Source organism: Pseudomonas aeruginosa (assembly GCF_001457615.1).
GTDB classification, from domain to species: Bacteria; Pseudomonadota; Gammaproteobacteria; order Pseudomonadales; family Pseudomonadaceae; genus Pseudomonas; species Pseudomonas aeruginosa.
Genome location: NZ_LN831024.1, coordinates 4,175,652 through 4,194,675, shown reverse-complemented (window position 1 = coordinate 4,194,675; position 19,024 = coordinate 4,175,652). Strand labels below are relative to the sequence as shown.

Annotated in this window: 20 protein-coding genes; 8 read left to right on the top strand and 12 right to left on the bottom strand. The window is 68.5% G+C overall.

Features of this window, described 5'->3' with window-relative positions:
• Positions 1–2: 2 nt before the first annotated feature.
• The 8 genes from AT700_RS19155 to AT700_RS19120 form a co-directional block, all read right to left on the bottom strand.
• Complete coding sequence (locus AT700_RS19155) at positions 3–749, bottom strand: class I SAM-dependent methyltransferase (RefSeq protein WP_003112447.1); 747 nt, start codon at positions 747–749, stop codon at positions 3–5.
• Positions 746–2,113 (bottom strand): 2-isopropylmalate synthase, encoded by a 1,368-nt coding sequence (locus AT700_RS19150; protein ID WP_003086676.1) that lies wholly within the window; start codon positions 2,111–2,113, stop codon positions 746–748. The genes AT700_RS19155 and AT700_RS19150 overlap by 4 nt, the downstream gene beginning before the upstream one ends.
• Positions 2,110–2,988 carry a phytanoyl-CoA dioxygenase family protein gene (locus AT700_RS19145; protein WP_003082507.1) on the bottom strand — a complete coding sequence of 293 codons (879 nt, stop codon included), beginning with the start codon at positions 2,986–2,988 and terminating at the stop codon, positions 2,110–2,112. The genes AT700_RS19150 and AT700_RS19145 overlap by 4 nt, the downstream gene beginning before the upstream one ends.
• Positions 2,985–3,599, bottom strand: a complete 615-nt coding sequence (locus tag AT700_RS19140) for an alpha/beta fold hydrolase (RefSeq protein ID WP_016253705.1) — start codon at positions 3,597–3,599, stop codon at positions 2,985–2,987. Before AT700_RS19140 ends, AT700_RS19145 begins: the two co-directional genes overlap by 4 nt.
• Positions 3,593–4,855: a hypothetical protein gene (locus tag AT700_RS19135; RefSeq protein WP_023116685.1), complete on the bottom strand. Its 1,263-nt coding sequence runs from the start codon at positions 4,853–4,855 to the stop codon at positions 3,593–3,595. The genes AT700_RS19140 and AT700_RS19135 overlap by 7 nt, the downstream gene beginning before the upstream one ends.
• Positions 4,852–6,672 carry a non-ribosomal peptide synthetase gene (locus AT700_RS19130; RefSeq protein ID WP_169787780.1) on the bottom strand — a complete coding sequence of 607 codons (1,821 nt, stop codon included), beginning with the start codon at positions 6,670–6,672 and terminating at the stop codon, positions 4,852–4,854. The genes AT700_RS19135 and AT700_RS19130 overlap by 4 nt, the downstream gene beginning before the upstream one ends.
• A gap of 719 nt (positions 6,673–7,391) precedes the next feature.
• A complete protein-coding gene (locus AT700_RS19125; protein WP_014603159.1) occupies positions 7,392–8,549 on the bottom strand; it encodes a murein transglycosylase A in 1,158 nt (385 codons plus the stop codon).
• A gap of 95 nt (positions 8,550–8,644) precedes the next feature.
• Positions 8,645–9,538, bottom strand: a complete 894-nt coding sequence (locus tag AT700_RS19120; protein WP_003116363.1) for a LysR family transcriptional regulator — start codon at positions 9,536–9,538, stop codon at positions 8,645–8,647.
• An 84-nt stretch (positions 9,539–9,622) separates the two neighbouring features.
• On the opposite strand from AT700_RS19120, the gene AT700_RS19115 reads away from it, so the two are divergent.
• A complete protein-coding gene (locus tag AT700_RS19115) occupies positions 9,623–10,402 on the top strand; it encodes an NAD(P)H-dependent oxidoreductase (RefSeq protein ID WP_003112444.1) in 780 nt (259 codons plus the stop codon).
• 7 nt (positions 10,403–10,409) lie between these two features.
• On the opposite strand, the gene AT700_RS19110 is transcribed toward AT700_RS19115, so the two are convergent.
• A complete protein-coding gene (locus tag AT700_RS19110; protein ID WP_003116364.1) occupies positions 10,410–11,036 on the bottom strand; it encodes an NAD(P)H-dependent oxidoreductase in 627 nt (208 codons plus the stop codon).
• A gap of 104 nt (positions 11,037–11,140) precedes the next feature.
• Here AT700_RS19110 and AT700_RS19105 point away from each other — a divergent pair, with 104 nt between their 5' ends.
• Together AT700_RS19105 and AT700_RS19100 are read left to right on the top strand one after the other, a co-directional pair.
• On the top strand, positions 11,141–11,749 hold the full coding sequence (locus AT700_RS19105) for a TetR/AcrR family transcriptional regulator (protein ID WP_003123120.1): 609 nt from the start codon (positions 11,141–11,143) through the stop codon (positions 11,747–11,749).
• A 38-nt stretch (positions 11,750–11,787) separates the two neighbouring features.
• Positions 11,788–12,636 carry an aminoglycoside phosphotransferase family protein gene (locus AT700_RS19100; RefSeq protein WP_003120541.1) on the top strand — a complete coding sequence of 283 codons (849 nt, stop codon included), beginning with the start codon at positions 11,788–11,790 and terminating at the stop codon, positions 12,634–12,636.
• Positions 12,637–12,712: 76 nt separating this feature from the next.
• On the opposite strand, the gene AT700_RS19095 is transcribed toward AT700_RS19100, so the two are convergent.
• Positions 12,713–13,063, bottom strand: a complete 351-nt coding sequence (locus AT700_RS19095; RefSeq protein WP_003082515.1) for a hypothetical protein — start codon at positions 13,061–13,063, stop codon at positions 12,713–12,715.
• A gap of 109 nt (positions 13,064–13,172) precedes the next feature.
• Positions 13,173–13,979 carry an AraC family transcriptional regulator gene (locus AT700_RS19090; protein WP_003082516.1) on the bottom strand — a complete coding sequence of 269 codons (807 nt, stop codon included), beginning with the start codon at positions 13,977–13,979 and terminating at the stop codon, positions 13,173–13,175.
• Between the two features lie 134 nt (positions 13,980–14,113).
• On the opposite strand from AT700_RS19090, the gene AT700_RS19085 reads away from it, so the two are divergent.
• From AT700_RS19085 to AT700_RS19070, 4 genes are read left to right on the top strand one after another with little or no spacing between them, the layout of a single operon-like run.
• On the top strand, positions 14,114–14,311 hold the full coding sequence (locus AT700_RS19085; protein WP_003082517.1) for a DUF1656 domain-containing protein: 198 nt from the start codon (positions 14,114–14,116) through the stop codon (positions 14,309–14,311).
• Between the two features lie 12 nt (positions 14,312–14,323).
• Positions 14,324–15,232 carry an HlyD family secretion protein gene (locus AT700_RS19080; RefSeq protein ID WP_003112442.1) on the top strand — a complete coding sequence of 303 codons (909 nt, stop codon included), beginning with the start codon at positions 14,324–14,326 and terminating at the stop codon, positions 15,230–15,232.
• Positions 15,232–17,271: an FUSC family protein gene (locus AT700_RS19075; RefSeq protein ID WP_048521223.1), complete on the top strand. Its 2,040-nt coding sequence runs from the start codon at positions 15,232–15,234 to the stop codon at positions 17,269–17,271. The genes AT700_RS19080 and AT700_RS19075 overlap by 1 nt, the downstream gene beginning before the upstream one ends.
• A complete protein-coding gene (locus AT700_RS19070) occupies positions 17,268–17,525 on the top strand; it encodes a DUF2790 domain-containing protein (RefSeq protein WP_003107483.1) in 258 nt (85 codons plus the stop codon). Before AT700_RS19075 ends, AT700_RS19070 begins: the two co-directional genes overlap by 4 nt.
• 21 nt (positions 17,526–17,546) lie before the next feature.
• Here the strand turns inward: AT700_RS19070 and AT700_RS19065 are convergent, their stop codons facing one another.
• Positions 17,547–18,050, bottom strand: a complete 504-nt coding sequence (locus tag AT700_RS19065) for a thioredoxin family protein (protein WP_003086710.1) — start codon at positions 18,048–18,050, stop codon at positions 17,547–17,549.
• A 191-nt stretch (positions 18,051–18,241) separates the two neighbouring features.
• On the opposite strand from AT700_RS19065, the gene AT700_RS19060 reads away from it, so the two are divergent.
• A complete protein-coding gene (locus tag AT700_RS19060) occupies positions 18,242–19,024 on the top strand; it encodes an AraC family transcriptional regulator (protein ID WP_025324807.1) in 783 nt (260 codons plus the stop codon).

Sequence of the window (19,024 nt, the reverse complement as noted above, 5' to 3'; positions counted from 1 at the left end):
CCTCAGCGATTCAGCGCGGTGAAGGCGTGGATGTCGAAGTTCACCGCCACCTGCGGCGCGCTCTCGATCTCGCGCACCGCGGCGATGAAGCGGTCGGCGTAGTCTTCGCCGCCTTCCTGCTCGATGTAGCGGGTCACGTAGCTGGTGGAGAGGAAGAACAGCGCGACCTCCTCCGGGCTGAGGAAGATGATGTTGGCGAACACTTCGCGGCGGCAGTCGCGCAGGTGCGGGCAACTGCCCATGATCTCCAGGGTGTCGTCATAGCGGGTCAGGCGCGGATCACGGTGTTTGGCCCACTTGTTCACCAGTTCGTGCTCGATGAAGTCGCGCAGCGGCCCGTAGGCGATCGGGAAGTCGTACTTGTAGGCGCAGAACAGCCCGCCGGGGGTCAGCCAGTCGGCCATGCGCGTCAGCACCTGCTTGCGGTCCATCCAGTAGAAGGAGGTGGCGCTGGTGACCAGGTCGAAGCGGCGTTGCGGCGCGAAGGTTTCCGCCGGCGACACGCTGAAGCGGATCTCCGGGTAGTTCTCGCGGGCCTTGGCGATCAGCGCCTCGCCCAGGTCGCTGCCTTCCACGTAGCGGAACCAGGGTTGCAGGCGGACGGTCGAGACGCCGTTGCCGCAGCCGATGTCCAGCGCCGCTTCGCGTGCCGGGGCGCGTTCGGCGAGGTTGCGGTAGAGCGAATCCGGATAGGCGATCTTGCCGCGGACCACGTTGTAGGCGTCTGCGTGCTTGTCGAACTGCTTCATTGGGTAATCTCCAGTAGGCTCTCGTGGTAATCGCCCTTGTGGACGAAATTGATGTAGGTGCCGCTGCCGCCGAGGTAGCGGTAGCTGTGCTCGACGCCGGCGGGGATGAACACGCTGGCCGGGCTCTGCAAACGGCGCAGTTGGCCGCCGAGCAGGACTTCCACCTCCAGGCCGCGGTAGTCCTCGTCGCTGCCGAGGAACAGGAACACCGAGTCGCAGTTGTGCACGTGGCTGTCGACGTGGCCCGGCCCGCCGTCGCCGACGTCGTGGAACTGGCGGGCGATGAAGTAGAACGGCGAGCCGTCGAGCAGGCGCCGGTCGAGCATGACGAAGCGCTTGCCGGGGCCGTGGCGGTGGTACTTCAGTTCGCTGGCGGATTTCTCGAAAGGCGTGAGGAACAGGGATTGGCGGTGCATCGGCGTGTAGCGTTGCAGCGAGACGCGGCCGTTGATCAGTTCCGGATCGAAGGCGCTGTAGGCGTCCTGGTTTTCCTGCATGGCCAACTGGTGCAGGCGGGCGACATGGACGAAGGCGTTCTCGCCGACCACCGGGTGCATCGGTGAACGCTTGATCCGGCTGTGCGCCTCGACCAGCTCGGAGACCGCGAGGACGTTCTTCAGGTTGAAGCGGTCGGCGGCGAACTTGGTATGCAGCAGGGTCAGCAACTGGAAGGTGTCGGTGATCCCGGCGCGTTCGCCGATCCCGTTGCAGCTCGCCGAGTGCCACTGGACCCCGGCCTGGATCGCCGCCAGGGTGTTGCCCAGGGCCAGGCCGCGGTCGTTGTGCACGTGGTACTCGAAGACCACGTCGGGGAACTCGTGGCGCAGCAGCGAGAGCACGTCGAAGGTCTCGTCCGGCAGCAGGATGCCGACGCTGTCGGCGAAGCAGATGCGATCGGCGCCGGCGTCGCGCGCGGTGGCGATCATGCTGACCAGGTCGCTGACCGAGGTGCGCGCGGCGTCTTCCACCGTGGCCCGGACCCGCAGGCCGCGTTCGCGGGCGTAGCGGATCGCGTCGTGGAACAGTTCGAGCACCTCCTCGCGGTTCATGCCCTTGAACTTGGTTTCCAGCGAGATCGCGTTGATCGAGGCGAACAGCCCGACCCACTGGGCACCGGTTTCCAGCACCGCGTCGATATCCTCCCGGCGCGCCCGGGCGTGGGCCAGCACCGGCGTGGAAACCGCCGCCACCACGGCGCGTACCCGCTCGCGTTCGTCCGCGGAAATCCGCGGGTGGCCGCACTCGATCATATCCACCCCCAGCGCCGCGATTTCCCTCGCCAGCTGGACCGACTGCGCGCTGTCGAAGCTGCACTGGCGGGCCTGGCACCCCTCGCGCAGGGTGCAGTCGATGACCCGGATCATCGTCTCGCTCCCGCGTCCGAGGCCGACAGCGTCGCCAGCCGCGGCTCCCTGATGAAGTCGTGGATCTTCGGCGCATGACCGAACTGGCGGGAGAAACGGGCGAGGAAGGTGACCATCTTCAGCGAGTAGTCGCACAGCTGCGGAAGATAGTGGTCGAGGTTGTCCTCGGTGATTGCCTCGTCCGGGAACACGCTTTTCAGGTTGGAAGCGATCCAGGTTTTCATGCTGTCCTCTCGATTCAGTTGGTGGAATTCGTCGTCCTCGACGAAGACGATCGGCATGCCGATGCGCAGCTGGCCGCTGCGGTTGTTGTGGCTGCCATGTGCGGTGCGGGCGGGCCAGACCAGGACATCGCCGGCGTCCAGCTCGGCATCCACCAGTTGCTCGCGGGAAATGCCGTTGGCCTGGAGGTCGATGCACTTGAACATCGGGTAGGCGAGGTCGAACTCGTGGGGGAAGATGGTGCGGTCGTCGGGGTAATAGAACATCCCACCGTTGTCGTTCCGCGACGGGGTCAGGGCGACCCAGAAGGTCTGCGCGCTTTCGTAGCGCTTCTCCCATAGCGCGATGTCCTGGTGCAGCGGGATGTAGGACTCGTCGGCGTGGCGCTTGATGAACGCCGCGTGGCGCAGCAGGCGCGGCTTGCGCAGATGGTCGCGGACCAGCGCGTCGAGCCCGGAGCGGGCGAACCAGTCGTCCCAGAAGAGCGGGTCGTGGCGGTGCAGGTTGCGCACCTTCTTCGCCTCGCGGCGCTCGTCGTCGGCGATGTCGAATTCCGGTTCCAGCGCCGGGTCCGGCCGCTGCGCCGCGGCGAGGATCCAGTCCAGCGCCTGTTGGCGCAATTGCGGGGATACCACCTGCCGATAGTGTTTCATTGGACGGACTCCTTGCTGACGGTGTGGACGATGAAATCGATCACCGCCGGGTCCTGCAGGGCCAGGTGGTGCGGACGCTCGCAGGGGAAGGTGTCGAGCCGCTCGATCAGGTCGCACCAGCGTTCGGCGGCCGGGTCGCGGCCGGCGTCGTCCCGGCAACGCACCCAGCTGGCGCGGGCGAGGCGATGGCGGGGCTGCCAGCGGCCGAACAGCTCGACATTGCGCAGCAGGACCTCTTCGCGCAGTTCGCCAAGCTCGCTCATCAGGGCGATCCATTCGCGCATCTCGGCGCTCAGCCAGCGCTGGTATTGCTCGCTCGGCGGCATTCGCCGCAGGGCCGGCCAGGGCAGGTGGCTGTCGATCATCAGCAGGCGGCTGGCCGGCAACTGGCGGGTCATCTCGTAGCCGACCAGGCCGCCGAAGGAATAGCCGATCAGCCAGTCCGGTTCTTCCGCCAGGCCGTCGAGTACCTGGCTGGCGAGGGCTTCGATGCTGGCGTAGGCATCCAGCCGGTGGTAGTCGACCAGCCGGCAGTCCGTTGCGCCGAGGCGTGCCAGCAGCCCGCGGAAGCAGCTCGGGTGGCCGATGAAGTCAGGCAGCAGGATCAGCATGGGCGTAGCGCCTCGGCCATGGCCGCCGCCAGCGCCAGGGTCCGTTCGCGGCCGAAGCGGCTGGCCAGGCTGGCGTCCCAGCCGCCGTCGTCGCGCCGGACCAGGGTCAGGGTCAGCGGCAGGCGGCTCTTCAGTGTCGGCCGGTGGATGAACCCGGCGCTGCGGAATGGCTGGTCGATGACATTGATCATCACCTGGGCGTCGGCATAGCGCAGCCCGGCCCGTTCGGCGATGGCCTCCGCCGGCAGCAGGCTGTGCTCGAAGGCCTCGAGCCTGTGTCGTTCGAAGGTGTCCTCGGCGGTCGCGGCGTCCAGCAACAGCGGCACCAGGTTCAGCCAGCAACCGGAAACCGCCGTGCCTCGGCGACTGCGCAGGCTGACCGGGGTCAGCGCCAGGACCTTGCCGGTGGCGCCCTGGCTGGCCAGGGCGAGAGCCAGGGCGCAGGCGAGCCGGGTCAGCAGGGCGGCTTCGCCGCCTCCTGGCGTGGCGGCCAAGCGGAAATCCTCGCAATGTCTGGCGCGCTCCGCCCAGGGCAGGCTCGCCAGTTCGCGGAACGCCTCGCCGCGCTCGCTCCAGTAGTCTTCCAGCCTGGTCCTGCGCTCGCGCAGCTGGCGCTCCAGGCGCCATTGCTGCTGGAGGAAGCCGAACTCGGGGGCCGCCGCTTCGGTCGTGGGGTCGGCGTTGAGCACGGCCAGGCGGGCCAGCAGCACGCTGGCGAAGTCGGCGTCGGCGACCAGGTGATGCAGCCAGACGCCCCAGCGCGCACGTCCTCCGCAGCGCCCGTGGAACAGTCGCAGCAGGCCGCGCTCGAACAGGGAATGCGGGCGTTGCAGCAGCGCTGCGATGAGCGCGTTTTCGTCGGCGAAGGGGCCGACTTCCAGCGCCGGGCTGTCCTCGGGCCGCCCGTGGACGACCAGTTCGAAACCTTCCGCGCCGCTGTCCACCTGGCTGTCGAGCAACGGGAACTCTTCGCGCAGGCGCCGTCCCAGGCGCGTCAGGTCGGATGCCGGCACCTCGGCCGGAGCCAGGTAGCAGAGGCCGAAGCGGGTCAGGTCGGCGCCGAGCAGCTCGCTGAAGACCATCCCGCAGGACCAGGGCGACAGGTCGACGCGCAAGGACTGTGCGGCCTCATCCGGCATCGGTTGGTGCCGCAGGCGGTCGCGCTCGGAGGGGGACAGGCGGTGCCAATCGCCGACCACCACCAGGTGCTCGCGGAACCAGTGGTAGCGCACCTCCGCGGAGAGACCGACGTTCATGCCGCGCTCCTCGACAGCACCAGCGGCTGCTCCGGCGTCGCCGCCCGTTCCAGCAGACGCTCCGGCGCCAGGCCGTGGCTGCGCAGGAGACGGCTGAACTGGTCGAGGTGCGAGTTTGCCTGCAAGTCGGCGAGTCCCAGGTTTGCTCCCGCACCCGCCGATTGACAGAGGGCGACCAGTTGCAGGGCGAGCAACGAGTTGCCGCCGCAGAGGAAGAAATCCTGGTCGGCGGCGCCGACCTCGCAACCCAGCAATTCGCTCCACAGCTGCGCGCAGCCGCGTTGGTCGGGATCGAGCGCGCTGGCGCAGCGCTCCAGCGGTTCTTCCAGGCGGCGCAGCAGGGCGGCGCGGTCCAGCTTGCCGTGCGCCGTCAAGGGCAAGGCCTCGACCCGGACGCAGGCATGCGGGCGCTGCCAGGTGGGCAGTTGGCGGAGCAGGGCCTGCGGGCTGGTGTCGGCTTTTCCCGTCCAGGCGCAGAGCAGTTGCTTGACGCCGTTGCGCTCGCGGACCAGCAGGGCGCAGTCGAGGATGCCCGGCTGGCGGCGCAAGCGCTGTTCCAGGGCGGGGAGGTCGAGGCGATAGCCGTTCAGCTTGACCTGGCCATCGCCGCGGCCGATGAAGCGCAGCCGGCCCTGCTCGTCGTAGCGAGCGCGGTCGCCGGTACGGTAGGCACGCAGGAGGCGGCCGCGATAGGGCAACTCGACGAAGCTGGCGCGGGTGCGCGCCGCATCGTTCCGATAACCCTGCGCCAGGCCGGCGCCGAAGGCGACGATCTCCCCGGCCCGGTCGGGCTCGGTGATCTCCTGTCCGTGCTCGTCGAGCAGGAGCACCGCGGTGCCGGCGATGGCCTTGCCGATGGGGATGTCGTCTTCCTCGAGGTCGTCGTCGGTGACGACATGGCAGCAGGTGAAGGTGGTGTTCTCCGTCGGTCCGTAGCCATTCACCAGGTGCAGTCGCGGATGCCGCAGCAGCGCCCGGCGCACGTGCGGCACCGAGAGGATGTCGCCGCCGGTGAGCAACTGGCGAAGGCCGCCGAGACAGTCCGGGTCGAGGTCCACCAGGGTGTTGAACAGCGAGGCGGTGAGCCAGGCGCTGTCGGCTCCGCGCTCTCCGATCAACTGGCGCAGCACGCCCGGGTCGAGGGGGCCGAGGTCGTTCAGCACGCAGCAGCCGCCGTTGAGCAGCGCACCCCAGATCTCCAGGGTCGCCGCATCGAAGGACAGCGGCGAGTTCACCAGGAAGCGCATCTGCGGAGCGAACGCGAGGAACGACTGGCCCAGGCACAGGCGGGTAATGCCGGCGTGGGTGCAGGCGATGGCTTTCGGGCGGCCGGTGGTGCCCGAGGAGAAGTTGATGTAGGCGATCTGGTCCGCCGCGAAGCATGGCCGGGCGACCGAGGCTGGAGCGGCAGGCAGGTGCCTGACCGGGACGCAGGGAAGACCGTTGGCGGGCGTCGGCGTGGTCGAGCAGTCGAGGATCAGGCGGCAGTCGACCTGCCGGCACAACTCTGCATTCCAGGCCGCCGGTTGTTTCAGGTCTATATATAAGTAGTGATGGCCGGATAACAGTATGGCGAGCAGGCAGGTAATGCTTTCCCGAGAATATTCGCCGTACACTCCAAGACAAACTCCCGGCTGCGGATAATGCTCGAGAAGATAGTCTGAAAGTTGTTCGGCGCTATCCAGGAGTTGCCGATAGTCGACACTTCCGAAACGGTCCCTGATGGCTTCGCGATGGGGATGAAGCGCTGCCATTTCGCTGAAGCGGGCCACCACCGTCGGGTGCGCGTACAGGTCGAGCAGGGAGTTCTGGGACATTCTGGCAATCGCCTTTTTTCGAAAAAATGAGTCCATCTGCCGGCTTCTTCGGCTAAATGAAGGATTTTTGGTTTTTCGCGAAGACGGCGACCGAGTCTTCCCGGGCTCTGCCAGTCGTCCGCCGCCCACCGGCTCGCTCACGCGAGCGGCAAGCGTCGAGGCGCCTTGCCCGGAAAAACCGTTATGGAAATACGGAGTGCCGTCGACTCAAGGGCAGTCAACTGCTGCCATGCAGTCTTATCGTCAGGAAAGAGAGAAAAGCGATGAGAATGGATTCACGGTCACGCATTGCACTTCCACCTTGCGTTGGTTTTCCGAAGTGTTTCGCTGTGTGTGTTTTTATATGTTTCGTGGGTATTTAAAATAAGATACAAATTTCCCCTCACAACTATGAGAATTGGTAGTTGGCGAAAGGGCGCCATGAGGGGCGTCGAAGCGTGCCGGCTGATGGCTTTTTGCCGAGGCAGGCGGCCGCGGCTACGCCTGCCGGGGGTAGCACGGACAAGTGGTGTCGGGGGGCCTGGCCGCTGCGGCGAGGCGCGGAGGTCCGGCTGGCGCGGCGATCATCACAGAGGATTCTGCGGCGTCATTCATCGTTTGAATGGTTGCTGCCGCAAGCGCGCCCGGCGCCGTCGATGCTGGTCTGCGGTGTCGGGCGCTCGCTGGCGTTGCGTTGGCCAGCCGTCCCGGCCGGGTGCGTCGGCACCGGCCGGAGGTTTTCAGGAGGCGGGCAGCGGCGCGCCCTTGGGCCATAGCAGCCAGAGCCGGCCCGGCTGCTTCATGTGTCCGGCGAGTTCGCCGGCGGCGTCGCCGGTGCCCCAGAACAGATCGGCGCGGACCTCGCCGACGATGGCCCCGCCGGTATCCTGGGCCGCCACCGGACGGACCACCGCGCTGCCGTCGTCAGGGCGGGTGGTGGACAGCCACATCAGGCTGCCCAGCGGAATCACCTTGCGGTCGATGGCCACGCTGTAGCCGTCGGTCAGCGGTACGTTCAGCGAGCCGCGCGGACCTTCGTCGCTGTCCGGGCGCAGGCTGAAGAACACGAAGCTGGGATTGCTCGCCAGCAGTTCGGAGACCCGCTGCGGATTGGCCTCGGCCCAGTCGCGGATGCGCTTCATGCTGACCTCTTCCTTCGGCACCAGGCCCTGCTCGACCAGCCAGCGGCCGACCGGCTTGTACGGGTGGCCATTCTGGTCGCCGTAGCCGATCCGCAGTTGCCGGCCGTCTTCCAGCTGGATGCGCCCGGAACCCTGGATCTGCAGGAACTGCAGGTCCATCGGGTCGCCCAGCCAGGCGAGCACCGGCGCGCTGGAGCCGTTGTCGCGGATCGTCGCGGCGTCGTCGTAGGGTTTCAGCACCCGGCCTTCCAGGCGTCCGCGCAGGCGCTTGCCCTTGAGTTCCGGGTAGACGCTTTCCAGCGCGACCACCACCAGGTCGTCCGGTACGCCGTAGACCGGCACCGGGGTTTTTTCGCCCTGGCTCAGGCTGCCGTGGTAGACCGGTTCGTAGTAGCCGGTGATCAGGCCCTGGTCGCCGTTGCTGGAGGAACGCAGGCTATAGACCTGCATCCGCTCCTGGAGGAACGCGCGCACCGCCGTCGGATCGGCGGCGACCGTCGTGGCGCTCGCACAGGGCTCGCCCCATACCGGGTCCTTGGCCAGCCGCGCGCAGGCCGAGCGCCAGGCATTGAAGCCGGCGAGCAGGTCGGCGTCGCTGGTGGCCGGCAGGGCGTCCCAGGGCACGCTGTTGTAGGTGGTGACTTCGGCGGGTTTGGGCGGGGGCTCTTTCTTGCCGTCGTCGCATGCGGTCAGCAGGGCGGCGAAAGGGAGCGCGCAGAGCAGCAGGCGGCGCCAGGGATGGAACGGAAACTTCACGCCAAGGACTTCCTGGTGGTGGATCGAAGCCCGCTAGCTTGGGCAAAGCGCGACGGTGCGTCAAACCGCGGCGACGACCGAAGCGTATCGCCGCGTTACACCGAGGCGGCGATGAGTTCGCGCAGCCAGCGATGGGCCGGATCGCGGTGCGAGCGCTCGTGCCAGAGCATGGCCAGGTCGTAGCCGGGCACCTCCAGGGGCGCCTCGACCACCCGCAACCTGTCGCGCTCGCGTACCAGTCGCGACGGCAGCAGCGCCACCAGGTCGGTGCTTTCCAGCACCGCGCGGAGGAACAGGAAGTGCGGCACCGACAACGCCACCCGGCGTTCCGCGCCGAGTTCGGCGAGCGCCTGGTCGGTGGGACCTAGGAAGCCGCCGCCGTCGGGCGAGACGATCGCCTGCTCGAGGCGGCAGAACTGCTTCAGCGTCGGTCGCCGACGCAGCCCCGGATGCCCGGCGCGCCCGGCCAGCACATAGCGCTCGCTGAACAGCCGGCGACAGCGCAGTCCCGGCGGCGCTTCTTCGAGGGTGTGGAAGGCCAGGTCGATCTCGCCGCGTTCCGCCTGCCTGACGATTCGCGTCGGCGCCAGCTCCAGCACCGCCAGGCGGCTGCCCGGCGCCTGGCGGCGAAGACTGGCGAGGATCGGCAGGAGGATCGCCGACTCGGCGTAGTCGGTGGCGGCGACGCGCCAGGTATGCCGTGACTGCGTCGGATCGAACGGCGCGGCCGGCGCCACCGCCTGCTCCAGGGCTTCCAGGGCCAGGCGTAACGGCTCGCGCAGCTCCTCCGCCCGCGCCGTCGGGCGCATCCCGCGCGGGCCGGGAAGCAGCAAGGGATCGTCGAAGATCGCCCGCAGCTTGGCCAGGTGCACGCTCACCGAGGGTTGGGAAAAATTCAGGCGTTCCGCCGCGCGCGTCACATTGTGTTCGGTGAGCAGCACGTCGAGGGTCACCAGCAGGTTCAGGTCCAGTCGCCGGAGATTAATCATCCATATACCTGGAATTTCGGATATTCATTTCAACTATATCCGGCGATGGCCGATCCTGCGCCCACCTTTTGCCGGAGACCCGCCATGAACGTACTCATCGTCTATGCCCATCCCGAGCCGCGCTCCCTCAACGGTGCGCTCAAGGACTTCGCGGTCGCCCGCCTCGAGGCGGCCGGCCATGCGGTGCAGGTTTCGGACCTCTACGCGATGGGCTGGAAGGCCGTGCTCGATGCCGGCGACAGCCTCGAGCGCGAGGCCAGCGAACGCTTCGATCCTTCCGCAACTTCCCTGCGCGCCTTCGAGAACGGTTGGCAGAGCGTCGACATCGCCGGTGAGCAGGACAAGCTGCGCTGGGCCGATACGCTGATCCTGCAATTCCCGCTCTGGTGGTTCAGCATGCCGGCGATCCTCAAGGGTTGGATCGATCGCGTCTATGCCTGCGGCTTCGCCTACGGGGTCGGCGAACATTCCGACAGCCACTGGGGCGACCGCTACGGCGAGGGCCGGATGCAGGGCAAGCGGGCGATGCTGGTAGTCACCGCCGGCGGCTGGGAGTCGCACTACGCCGCGCGCGGTATCAACGGACCGATGGACGACCTGCTGTTCCCCATCCACCACGGCATCCTGCATTACCCCGGCTTCGAGGTATTGCCGCCGTTCGTCGTCTATCGCAGCGGCCGGATCGACGCGGAGCGTTTCGCCGCGCTGAGCGAGCAGTTGGGCCGGCGCCTCGATGACCTGCAGCGCGCTGCGCCGATCCCGTTCCGCCGGCAGAACGGCGGCGACTACCTGATCCCGGCGCTGACCCTGCGCGACGAACTTGCCCCGCAGCGGGCCGGTTTCGCCATGCACCTGGCCGAATGACCTGGGGTCAGGCCTCCAGCGGCTGCGCCTGGGCGGCCCCCTGCGCGCCGCGTGCGGCGAAGAGCTGGCTGCCGATGTGCAGGGCCTGGTCCAGATGCCGGATCGGATCGGCGGTCTCCGATTCCAGCAACAGTTCGGAACGGACCACCCGTGCGCCGCAGTAATCGAAGATGCCATGGTCGATCTGGGTGCGCATCGCCCCGGCGTAGCCGTGCCGCTCGAAGGTGCCGGCATCGGCGCCGCCGACACCGACCAGCACCACGCGCAGGCGCTGCAGCTTTTTCCGCAGGTCGCCGCCGATGCTGTAGTCGAAGGCCCAGCCATTGGAGAACACGCGATCGATCCAGCCCTTGAGCAGGGCCGGCATCGACCACCAGTAGATCGGGTAGACCAGCACCAGGGTATCGGCGCGATCGATGCGCGCCTGCTCGGCGAGGACGTCGGCGGGAGGCGACGCCTGGCCGCGATGCACGGCGTGGTCGGCCAGGCCGAAGCGCGGCTCGAAGCCTTCCGCCGCCAGGTCGGCGGTTTCCGCGGAATGACCGGCGCGGACCACGCCTTCGGCGATGCGCGCGGCGAGGGCATGTGTGAGAGAGCGAGGATGGTGATGGGCGACGACGATCAGGGCATGCATGGGCGAATTCCTCCGGGAATTGCGGGAAGGGGGGCAAGTCGATAGTCTGGGTAAACCTACTTTCCGTAGGTTACCTTTAGTAAGTTACTTTTAGTAGGTTATCTATGTCAACGCACTCCCCAGACGACCCGTCGCCACGCCGCCGCCTGTCCCGCGACGAGCGCCAGCGCCAGTTGCTCGAGGTGGCCTGGCGGCTGGTCCGCGAAGAAGGTACCGAGGCGCTGACCCTCGGACGCCTGGCCGAGCAGGCCGGGGTGACCAAGCCGGTGGTCTATGACCACTTCGGCACCCGCGCCGGCCTGCTGGCGGCGCTCTACCAGGATTACGACCTGCGCCAGACGGCGCTGATGGAGGCTGCCCTGGAAGCGAGCGAGGCGACCCTGGAGGGGCGCGCCGACGTCATCGCCCGCGCCTATGTCGACTGCGTGATGCAACAAGGCCGGGAGATTCCCGGGGTGGTCGCGGCCCTCGCCAGCTCGCCGGAGCTGGAGCGGATCAAGCGCGACTACGAGGTTCTCTTCATGGACAAGTGCCGCGCCGTGCTGGAGCCCTTCGCCGGCGGCGGACGGCTGACCGTCGCCGCTCTGCGCGCAATGATCGGCGCCGCCGAAGCGCTGTCGCACGCGGCCGCCACCGAAGAGATCGCCCCGGAAGAGGCGCGGCGGGAACTGTACGAGGCGATCGTGGCGATGGTCGCGCGGAGTCGTCGGTGAAGGAACCGCGTGCCCTGGAGGAATATCGCCGGGCGATAGTGGCGGCCTGTCCGGAGCTGGCGGACGCCACTTTCGCCATCCTGGCCTCGGGCTGGCATTCCACGGCGGTGGAGGTCGGAGGGCGCTGGGTGTTCAAGTTTCCGCGCGGCGCGGAGGCCGAGGCGGCGCTGCTGCGCGAGGCCGCCGTGCTACGCCTGGTGCGTCCGGCGGTGAGCCTGCCGGTGCCGGCGCCGCAGGTGTTTGCGGGACCGCCGCTGTTTTCCCGCCACGAGAAACTGCCTGGCGGTTACCTCCTGGGCGAGGACTACCGGCGCCTGGACGAACCCGCACGGCAGGCGGTCGGCGATGCGTTGGGGCGCTTCTACGCCGAGCTGCATCGACTGCCACCGGCGCGCATGCGGGCGGTTGGAGCCTTGCCGGTGCGTCCCTGGGAGTCGCCTGCGGCGATGCGCAGGCGCGCCTTGCCGCTGCTGCCTGCGGCCTGGCGCGAACGCGCGGAACGCTTGGTGCGGGAATATGCCAAGCTGCCTGCCGATCCGCTGGGTTCGATCTTCGGCTTCTTCGACGGCCATGGCTGGAACATGGCATTCGATAGCGAGGCCGGGCGGCTGAACGGTGTGTACGACTTCGCCGACGCGGGCATCGGTCCGCTGCACCAGGAATTCATCTATTCCGCGTTCATCGATGCCGACCTCACCGAGCGCATCGTCGCCGCCTACGAGCGCTTCAGCGGTCGGCGCCTGGAGCGTCGGCGGATCGCCTTGCTGACGGCGGCGCATCGGTTGTCGGAGCTGGCCGAGCTGGCCGACGAGCCGCGCCATCTGCCGGAGATGCTCGCCGGCGCCCTCGACGGCCTGGCCCTGGCGGAGGCGCAGGGCCTGGCCTGATGAGGGGACGCGCGGTTGTGCTGGGCAGGACGGATATGACCGCGTGCGGACATCCGCCGCGAAGTACCGCTACCGCTCAGAGATAGGCTTGCGCGCGGCGCCGCGAGCGCGGCATGCGGTTCTTCCCGGACAATTCGTTGAGACGCGCCTGCCAGGCCTTGCGGGCGGCATCGCGGTCCTGGCGCTGCGCGGCGGCGAGCCTGGCCTCGGCTTTCGGCCGCGGCGCGGCCTTGTCGATCACTGGCGCAGCGGCGGTGGGGGTGACAGGGGCACTGGCCGGAGCGGCGTTTTCCTGGGCCTGGGCGAAGGCGTTGGTGCGCCGGCAGGTCTTGCAACTGACCTGGCCGACGTCGCTCGAGCCGTTCACGTTGCTGTCGCCGCGCCCGCAGGCTGCCTGGCCGGATTCGCTCAAGAAGTGCGTAACCATCTGATCCTCCTGGAGAAAAAAGGGCGGCATTATTCCCAGAAGTGTCTTCGAGTGCCAGCCTCGGGGGAGAACAGCTGACGAACTGCAAGACCTTTCCGTCGACCTTCGTTCAGTCGGCTGGCCGCCGCATGCTGTCGCGCACGTAGCGGGCCGGGGGGCTGCCGAGCGCCTTGCGGAACATGCCGATGAACGAGCTGACCGACTCGTAGCCGAGGATCTCGGCGGTGCGTTGCACCGAAACGCCGGCGGACAGTTGCTGCAGGGCGATGATGATCTGCAATTGCTGGCGCCACTGGCCGAAGGTCATGCCGGTCTCCCGCCGCACCATCCGCGCCAGGGACCGCTCGCTCATCGCCACTCGCCTGGCCCATTCGGCCATGCTGGCGCGGTCGCCGGGGGCGCGGGTCAGTTCGTCGGCGATGCGGCGTAGGCCGCGGTTGTCCGGCAGCGGCAGGTAGAGCTGTTCGGTCGGCGCCTGTTCCAGGAGTTCCAGCAGCACCCCGGCGAGACGTGCGAGCGGGCCGTCGTGCGGATAGTCCTGCGGTTGCGCGCTCAGGTGCAGGATCAGTTCGAGGACCAGCGGCGACAGGGCCAGGGTGCAGCAGTCGCTCGGCAGGCGTGCCGCCCCCGGCTCGACGAAGAGGAAGCAGACCTTGCCGTTGGCGGTGACCCGGTTGCTATGGGCGATGCCGCCGGGAATCCACACACCGAACCCGGCCGGCACCATCCACAGGCCATCGGGCACCGTGCAGGTGATGCCGCCGCGGCAGGCCACCACCAGCTGGCCCTTGCGATGCCGGTGCACCGGCACTTCGGTGTCGTTGTGCCGGGCCTCCAGCTGCAGGGCCAGGGCCGGCTGGCCGAGCGCGTCGGGATCGAAGCGTTGGGCGAGGTAGGTCTGCGGTTCACGGCTCACGGCAGGTCCTGTGGGTTGTCCGAATTCGATTATTTTCTGGCTGAGTAGTCGATATTTGCAAATCGCTACGACCCGTAGCCTGTGCTCGTCAACCCGACAGGAGCGGCCGACCGCTCCGCGCCCTCGATACCCTGGTGCCCTGCATGCTGAGCGAAGTCTCCGTTTCCGGCCTCTACGTGCCGCCATTGTTCCTCTACCTGTGCCTGGCGATGCCGCTCTACCTGCTGCTGGAGCGCCTCGCCTGGCGCTGGCTGGAATGCGCCTGGCATCCCGGCCTGCTGCGTTTCTTCCTGTCGTTCATCGTGCTGTCCGTGCTGGTGCTGAAGTTCTGAGCCGAGGTCCCCATGTCCATCGTTCGTCTTTCCAAGGTGGCTGCGACCTTCGCCTGCGGCCTGCTCGCCCTGTGCCTGGCGTTGCAGTTGTGGCAAGCCTACGTGCTGGCGCCCTGGACCCGTGACGGGCGGGTCAGCGCGCAGGTGATCCGCATCGCGCCGGAAGTCTCCGGCAGCGTCGAGGCGGTGTTCGTCGCAGATAACCAGCGGGTGGCCCGCGGCGATCCGCTGTACCGCATCGATCCGCGCAGCTATCGCCTGGCCGTGCGCCAGCGCGAGGCGGAGCTGGAGCAGGCGCGGGAAACCCTGCGCCAACGTGACGAGCAATGGCGCCGACGCATGCAGTTGGCCGGCGCGGTTTCGCGCGAGGAGGTCGCCAACGCCGGTCGCGCCCTGCGTATCGCCCGCGCCCGCGCCGAGGCCGCCGGGGCGGCGCTCGACCAGGCGCGGCTGGACCTGCGGCGCAGCGAGTTGCGCTCGCCGGTGGACGGCTATGTGACGCAGTTGCGCGTGCAGCCCGGCGATTACGCGGCGGCGGGCCGGACCAACATCTTCATCGTCGATCGGCGAAGCTTCTGGGTCACCGGCTATTTCGAGGAAACCAAGCTGCGCAATGTACAGGTCGGCGCGCCGGCGACGATCAAGCTGATGGGGTTCGATCCGCTGCTCGACGGCCATGTCGCGAGCATCGGTCGCGGTGTCGCCGACCTCAACGAAAGCCGTGCCGACAGCGGCCTGCCGCAGGTCAGCCCGAACTTCAGCTGGATACGCCTGGCGCAGCGCGTGCCGGTGCGCATCGAACTCGACCGGGTACCGGCGGGCGTGGTGCTTGCCGCCGGCATGACCGGCAGTGTCGAGGTGCTGCAGGCGGGGACCGCGCGGCACTGGCGGCTGACCCGCTGGTTGCAGGAGTACCTTTGATGGCGGCGTCGGCGTCCGGCGGGCGCGATTGGTACGCGGCGTTGCCGTTGCCCTGGCGGATCGACAGCCTGGACTACGTGCTGCGCAGCATCGGCGCTGCCGCTCTGGCGCTCGGCCTGGGGCTCTACCTGCAACTGGATTCGCCGTTTTCCGCCGCGTCCACTGTGCTGTTGCTGATCAATCCGGTGCAGGGAGCGGTGGTCGGCAAGGGCTGGTGGCGCGCCGTGGGTACCCTGGTCGGCACGCTCGCTGCCTTCGTCCTGACCGCGCTGTTCGCCCAGAAGATGCTGCTGTTCGTCGTCGCCCTGGGTTTCTGGCTGGGTCTCTGCGTCGGCGTCATGAGCCTGGTCTGGCACTTCTACGCCACCGCCGCGGTGGTCGCCGGCTACACTGTGTGCCTGGCGCTGGGACCGGCCATGGTCGAGCCCGAGGCGGCCTTCGAGCACATCGTCACCCGCGCCTCGGCGGTAATCGTCGGGGTCTGCTGCCTGAGCCTGGTGACCGTGCTCTTCAGCCGCAGGACCGTGTCCGGGCGGGTGCGCCAGCGTCTCGTCTCGCTCTGCGCGGCGACGCTGGCGCTGGTCGCTGCGCGGCATGCCGGTGCGGCTGACGGGGAACTGGAGCGCCGTCGCCGGACGCTGGCCGGCGAGGTCTACGCGGTAGACGACCTGCTGGGTGTCGGTCGCGCCGAGTCGCGGGCGCTGAGCGCTGCGCTCCCGGCGATCCGCGGTGGCCTGGCGGCGCTGTTTTCCACGCTGATGGAGTTCCGCTTCGCCGGCGAGACGCATTGGGCCCGGCGCTTGGCGGAGCGTGGACTGGCGCTGCCGATGGCCGACGACCTGCGCCTGCTGGGCGGCCAACTGGATCGCGGCGAGCTCGACTTCGCCGGCGCCGCGCGACGGCTCGCGAGCTTGCGCGGTCGCCTGGCGGCGATTCGGCGCGGACTTCCGACAGACCAAGCGGATGCCTGTCGCGAAGGGCTGTTCATGGAGCGTCTCGACGAGCAACTGGATGACCTGCAGGCCGCCCTGCGGGGGTTCGCCCGGCTCGACGGCCGGGCCCGCGCCGACGTCCGCCCAGCGGCCTTCCATCGACATTACCGCGAGGCCTTGCGCAACGGCGCGCGAGCCTGGCTGGCGATGCTGGTCGGCGGCGCCCTGTGGTTCCTCAGCGGGTGGGACCAGGGGCCGGCCCTGCTGGCGGTGCTCGGCCCCTACTGCACGCTGCTGGCAGCCTCGCCCTTTCCCGCCGAGGGCACGCGCAATTTCATTCGCGGCACGCTCTACGCGATACCTGCCGCATTGCTCTGCAAATTCCTTCTGCTACCGCTGATCAACGGTTTTCCATTGCTGCTGCTGTGCCTCGCCTTCTTCTGGTCGTTCGGTATCCAGGCCACCACAGTGCCCAGGCGGGCGTTGCAGGGAATCGCCTACCTGATCGCCTTCAACACCCTGGTCGCCACCGGCAATCTCGCCCGCTTCGATTTCGGCGACTTCGCCAACCAGTCCTGCGCCTGGGTGCTGGCGCTCTGCATCAGCCTGCTGGTCTACCGCCTGCTGCCGAAGGACCTGGAACGGCATTCGGCGTCGCTGCTCGACCATCTGCGCCGCGAGACCCTCGCCTTGCTGCGTCGTCGCGCCGGTTTCGACGCGCATGCCTGGCAGGCCCGCCAGCAGCATCGCATCGCCCAGCTGGGCGCGCTGCATGGCATGGAACATCCGCGCAGCGCGCTGGCCCTGCGCCTGGGCTTCGTATCCCTGCAACTCGGCCGCGAGTCGCGGCGCCTGTGGCGCGCCCTGGCCGGGCTCGACCCGGCCGCCGCGGAGGCGCGGTGGATCGAGCGCGCACTGCGAGCCATCGCCGTCCGCCATCGCGATCCGCCGCTCGCCGCGCGGCACGCACGCCGTGCCGGCGCCCGCCTGGCGGCCGCCGGCGAGTGGCGCCTGGCCGCGATCCTCACCGACCTCGCCTGGTTGCTCCGGGCCTATTCGCAAAGCGTCTCGTCCGACGGGGCGCAGCATGGAGAAAAGACCTCATGAAAACCTCGTTCTTGCTGGCCTTGCTGCTGTCCTGCTGGTCCCAGGTCCAGGCGGCGGACGACGACGGGAAAGAGTTGCCGCCGATCGAGCGCTACGACTACGGCATGCCGCTGGACATCGAGCGGGTGCTTTCCGTCACGCCGGTGCCGGCCACCTGTGGCGTGGTGCCGCTGGTGATGCTCTACCGCGACAGCGCCGGACGCCTACATCGCTTGCAGTACCGAGGCCTTGGCGCGGGCTGTTCGCGGCACTGAGAAGCGGGCGAAGGCGCTGTCTCAGCGCGCCGCGCCTTCGATGATCGCCAGGACGTCGCCGATGGCGTGCTCCAGGTAGTCGCCCGCCTTGTACGCCGCAAGCGCCTGCGGACCGCCGTCGAGCACCGCCTGCGGCCGTTCGACGAAGCGTCCGAGCAGGTTGAACTCCTCGTCCAGCACCAGTACCAGCGGAATCGGGATTCGCTCCAGCGCCAGGCGCTGGCGCAGGTCGTCCTCGGCGCGGCCCTTGGAAATGATTGCCAGCTCGATATTCGGTTGCAGGCGCTGCGCGAAGTCCAGCGCGGCCAGGTTGATCTGGCAGTCCGGGCACCACATTTCCCCGGCGACCAGCAGGCGATAGCGCCGTTCGATGCGTTGCAGGCGTTCCGTCAGCGCGCTCGGCAGCCCGTTGCTTTCCAGCTTCTGCCGGAACCGCGCGACCGCGCCCTGTTCCGTGGCCAGGCCATGGCCGACGAAGGCGGCGAAGTCTTCTCCGATATCGAACAGTTCCGCGTAAGAGGCCATGCTGGTTTCGCTCCTGTGCTTGGGGAGGGATGGCGCGGCGGATATGCCAGGCAGTCGCGCCACGCCGGGGCGGCCAGGGTAGCGCGCTCGCCGCGTCGCGGCGAGCGCCGGCGTGCTCCGCCGGGTCTGGTCGTTAGCATGGCGCGGCTGGTAAAAAGACAGCGCCACCACTGCCCGCCAAGGCCCGCCCGATGCTGATCGACCTGCCTTCCACCCGTCCGGTCTTCGCCTATGCCCAGGATTATCTCCACGGCGAGCGCGTCGAGCTGCACCGGCATTCGCGCGCGCAATTGATCCATGCGCTCAGCGGGGTGGTCACGGTCGGCACCGCCGAGGGCACCTGGGTGGTGCCGCCGGGACGCGGTGTCTGGTTGCCGGCCGGTATCGAGCATGCCCTGCGTTTCGCCGGCCAGGTGCGCATGCGCACCTTGTTCATCGCCCCGCAAGCGCGCCACGACCTACCGCAGGACTGCCGGGTGGTGGACGTGCCGCCGTTGCTGCGGCAATTGATCGTCGCGGCGATGCGGATCGCCCCGGACTACCCGCCGGGTGGCCGCGACGAGCGGGTGATGGAGCTGATCCTCGATGAACTGCGGGTGCTGCCGATCCTCGCCCTGCACGTGCCACAGCCGGTCGATCCGCGACTGGCGGCGCTGTGCCGCAGCCTGCGCGCCGAGCCGGCCGCCGACTGGAGCCTGGGCGATGCTGCGCGTCGCCTGGGCGTCAGCCCGCGGACCCTGACCCGCGCCTTCCAGCGCGAAACCGGTCTCAGCTTCGTCCAGTGGCTGCGGCGCATGCGCCTGCTCGCCAGCCTCGATGCGCTGGCGGCAGGGCATTCGATCCTCGAGGTCGCACTGGACCTCGGCTACGACAGCCAGAGCGCCTTCAGCGCCATGTTTCGCCGGACCCTGGGCGTTTCGCCGAGCCTCTATTTCGGCCGCGGCGCCGCCTACCGGGTGGCCGAGGGCGACTGA

Coding starts and splice junctions, on each gene's coding strand:
- AT700_RS19155 (WP_003112447.1), bottom strand. CDS start 749: ATGAAGCAGTTCGACAAGCACGCAGACGCCTACAACGTGGTCCGCGGC.
- AT700_RS19150 (WP_003086676.1), bottom strand. CDS start 2,113: ATGATCCGGGTCATCGACTGCACCCTGCGCGAGGGGTGCCAGGCCCGC.
- AT700_RS19145 (WP_003082507.1), bottom strand. CDS start 2,988: ATGAAACACTATCGGCAGGTGGTATCCCCGCAATTGCGCCAACAGGCG.
- AT700_RS19140 (WP_016253705.1), bottom strand. CDS start 3,599: ATGCTGATCCTGCTGCCTGACTTCATCGGCCACCCGAGCTGCTTCCGC.
- AT700_RS19135 (WP_023116685.1), bottom strand. CDS start 4,855: ATGAACGTCGGTCTCTCCGCGGAGGTGCGCTACCACTGGTTCCGCGAG.
- AT700_RS19130 (WP_169787780.1), bottom strand. CDS start 6,672: ATGTCCCAGAACTCCCTGCTCGACCTGTACGCGCACCCGACGGTGGTG.
- AT700_RS19120 (WP_003116363.1), bottom strand. CDS start 9,538: ATGATTAATCTCCGGCGACTGGACCTGAACCTGCTGGTGACCCTCGAC.
- AT700_RS19115 (WP_003112444.1), top strand. CDS start 9,623: ATGAACGTACTCATCGTCTATGCCCATCCCGAGCCGCGCTCCCTCAAC.
- AT700_RS19110 (WP_003116364.1), bottom strand. CDS start 11,036: ATGCATGCCCTGATCGTCGTCGCCCATCACCATCCTCGCTCTCTCACA.
- AT700_RS19105 (WP_003123120.1), top strand. CDS start 11,141: ATGTCAACGCACTCCCCAGACGACCCGTCGCCACGCCGCCGCCTGTCC.
- AT700_RS19095 (WP_003082515.1), bottom strand. CDS start 13,063: ATGGTTACGCACTTCTTGAGCGAATCCGGCCAGGCAGCCTGCGGGCGC.
- AT700_RS19080 (WP_003112442.1), top strand. CDS start 14,324: ATGTCCATCGTTCGTCTTTCCAAGGTGGCTGCGACCTTCGCCTGCGGC.
- AT700_RS19075 (WP_048521223.1), top strand. CDS start 15,232: ATGGCGGCGTCGGCGTCCGGCGGGCGCGATTGGTACGCGGCGTTGCCG.
- AT700_RS19070 (WP_003107483.1), top strand. CDS start 17,268: ATGAAAACCTCGTTCTTGCTGGCCTTGCTGCTGTCCTGCTGGTCCCAG.
- AT700_RS19065 (WP_003086710.1), bottom strand. CDS start 18,050: ATGGCCTCTTACGCGGAACTGTTCGATATCGGAGAAGACTTCGCCGCC.
- AT700_RS19060 (WP_025324807.1), top strand. CDS start 18,242: ATGCTGATCGACCTGCCTTCCACCCGTCCGGTCTTCGCCTATGCCCAG.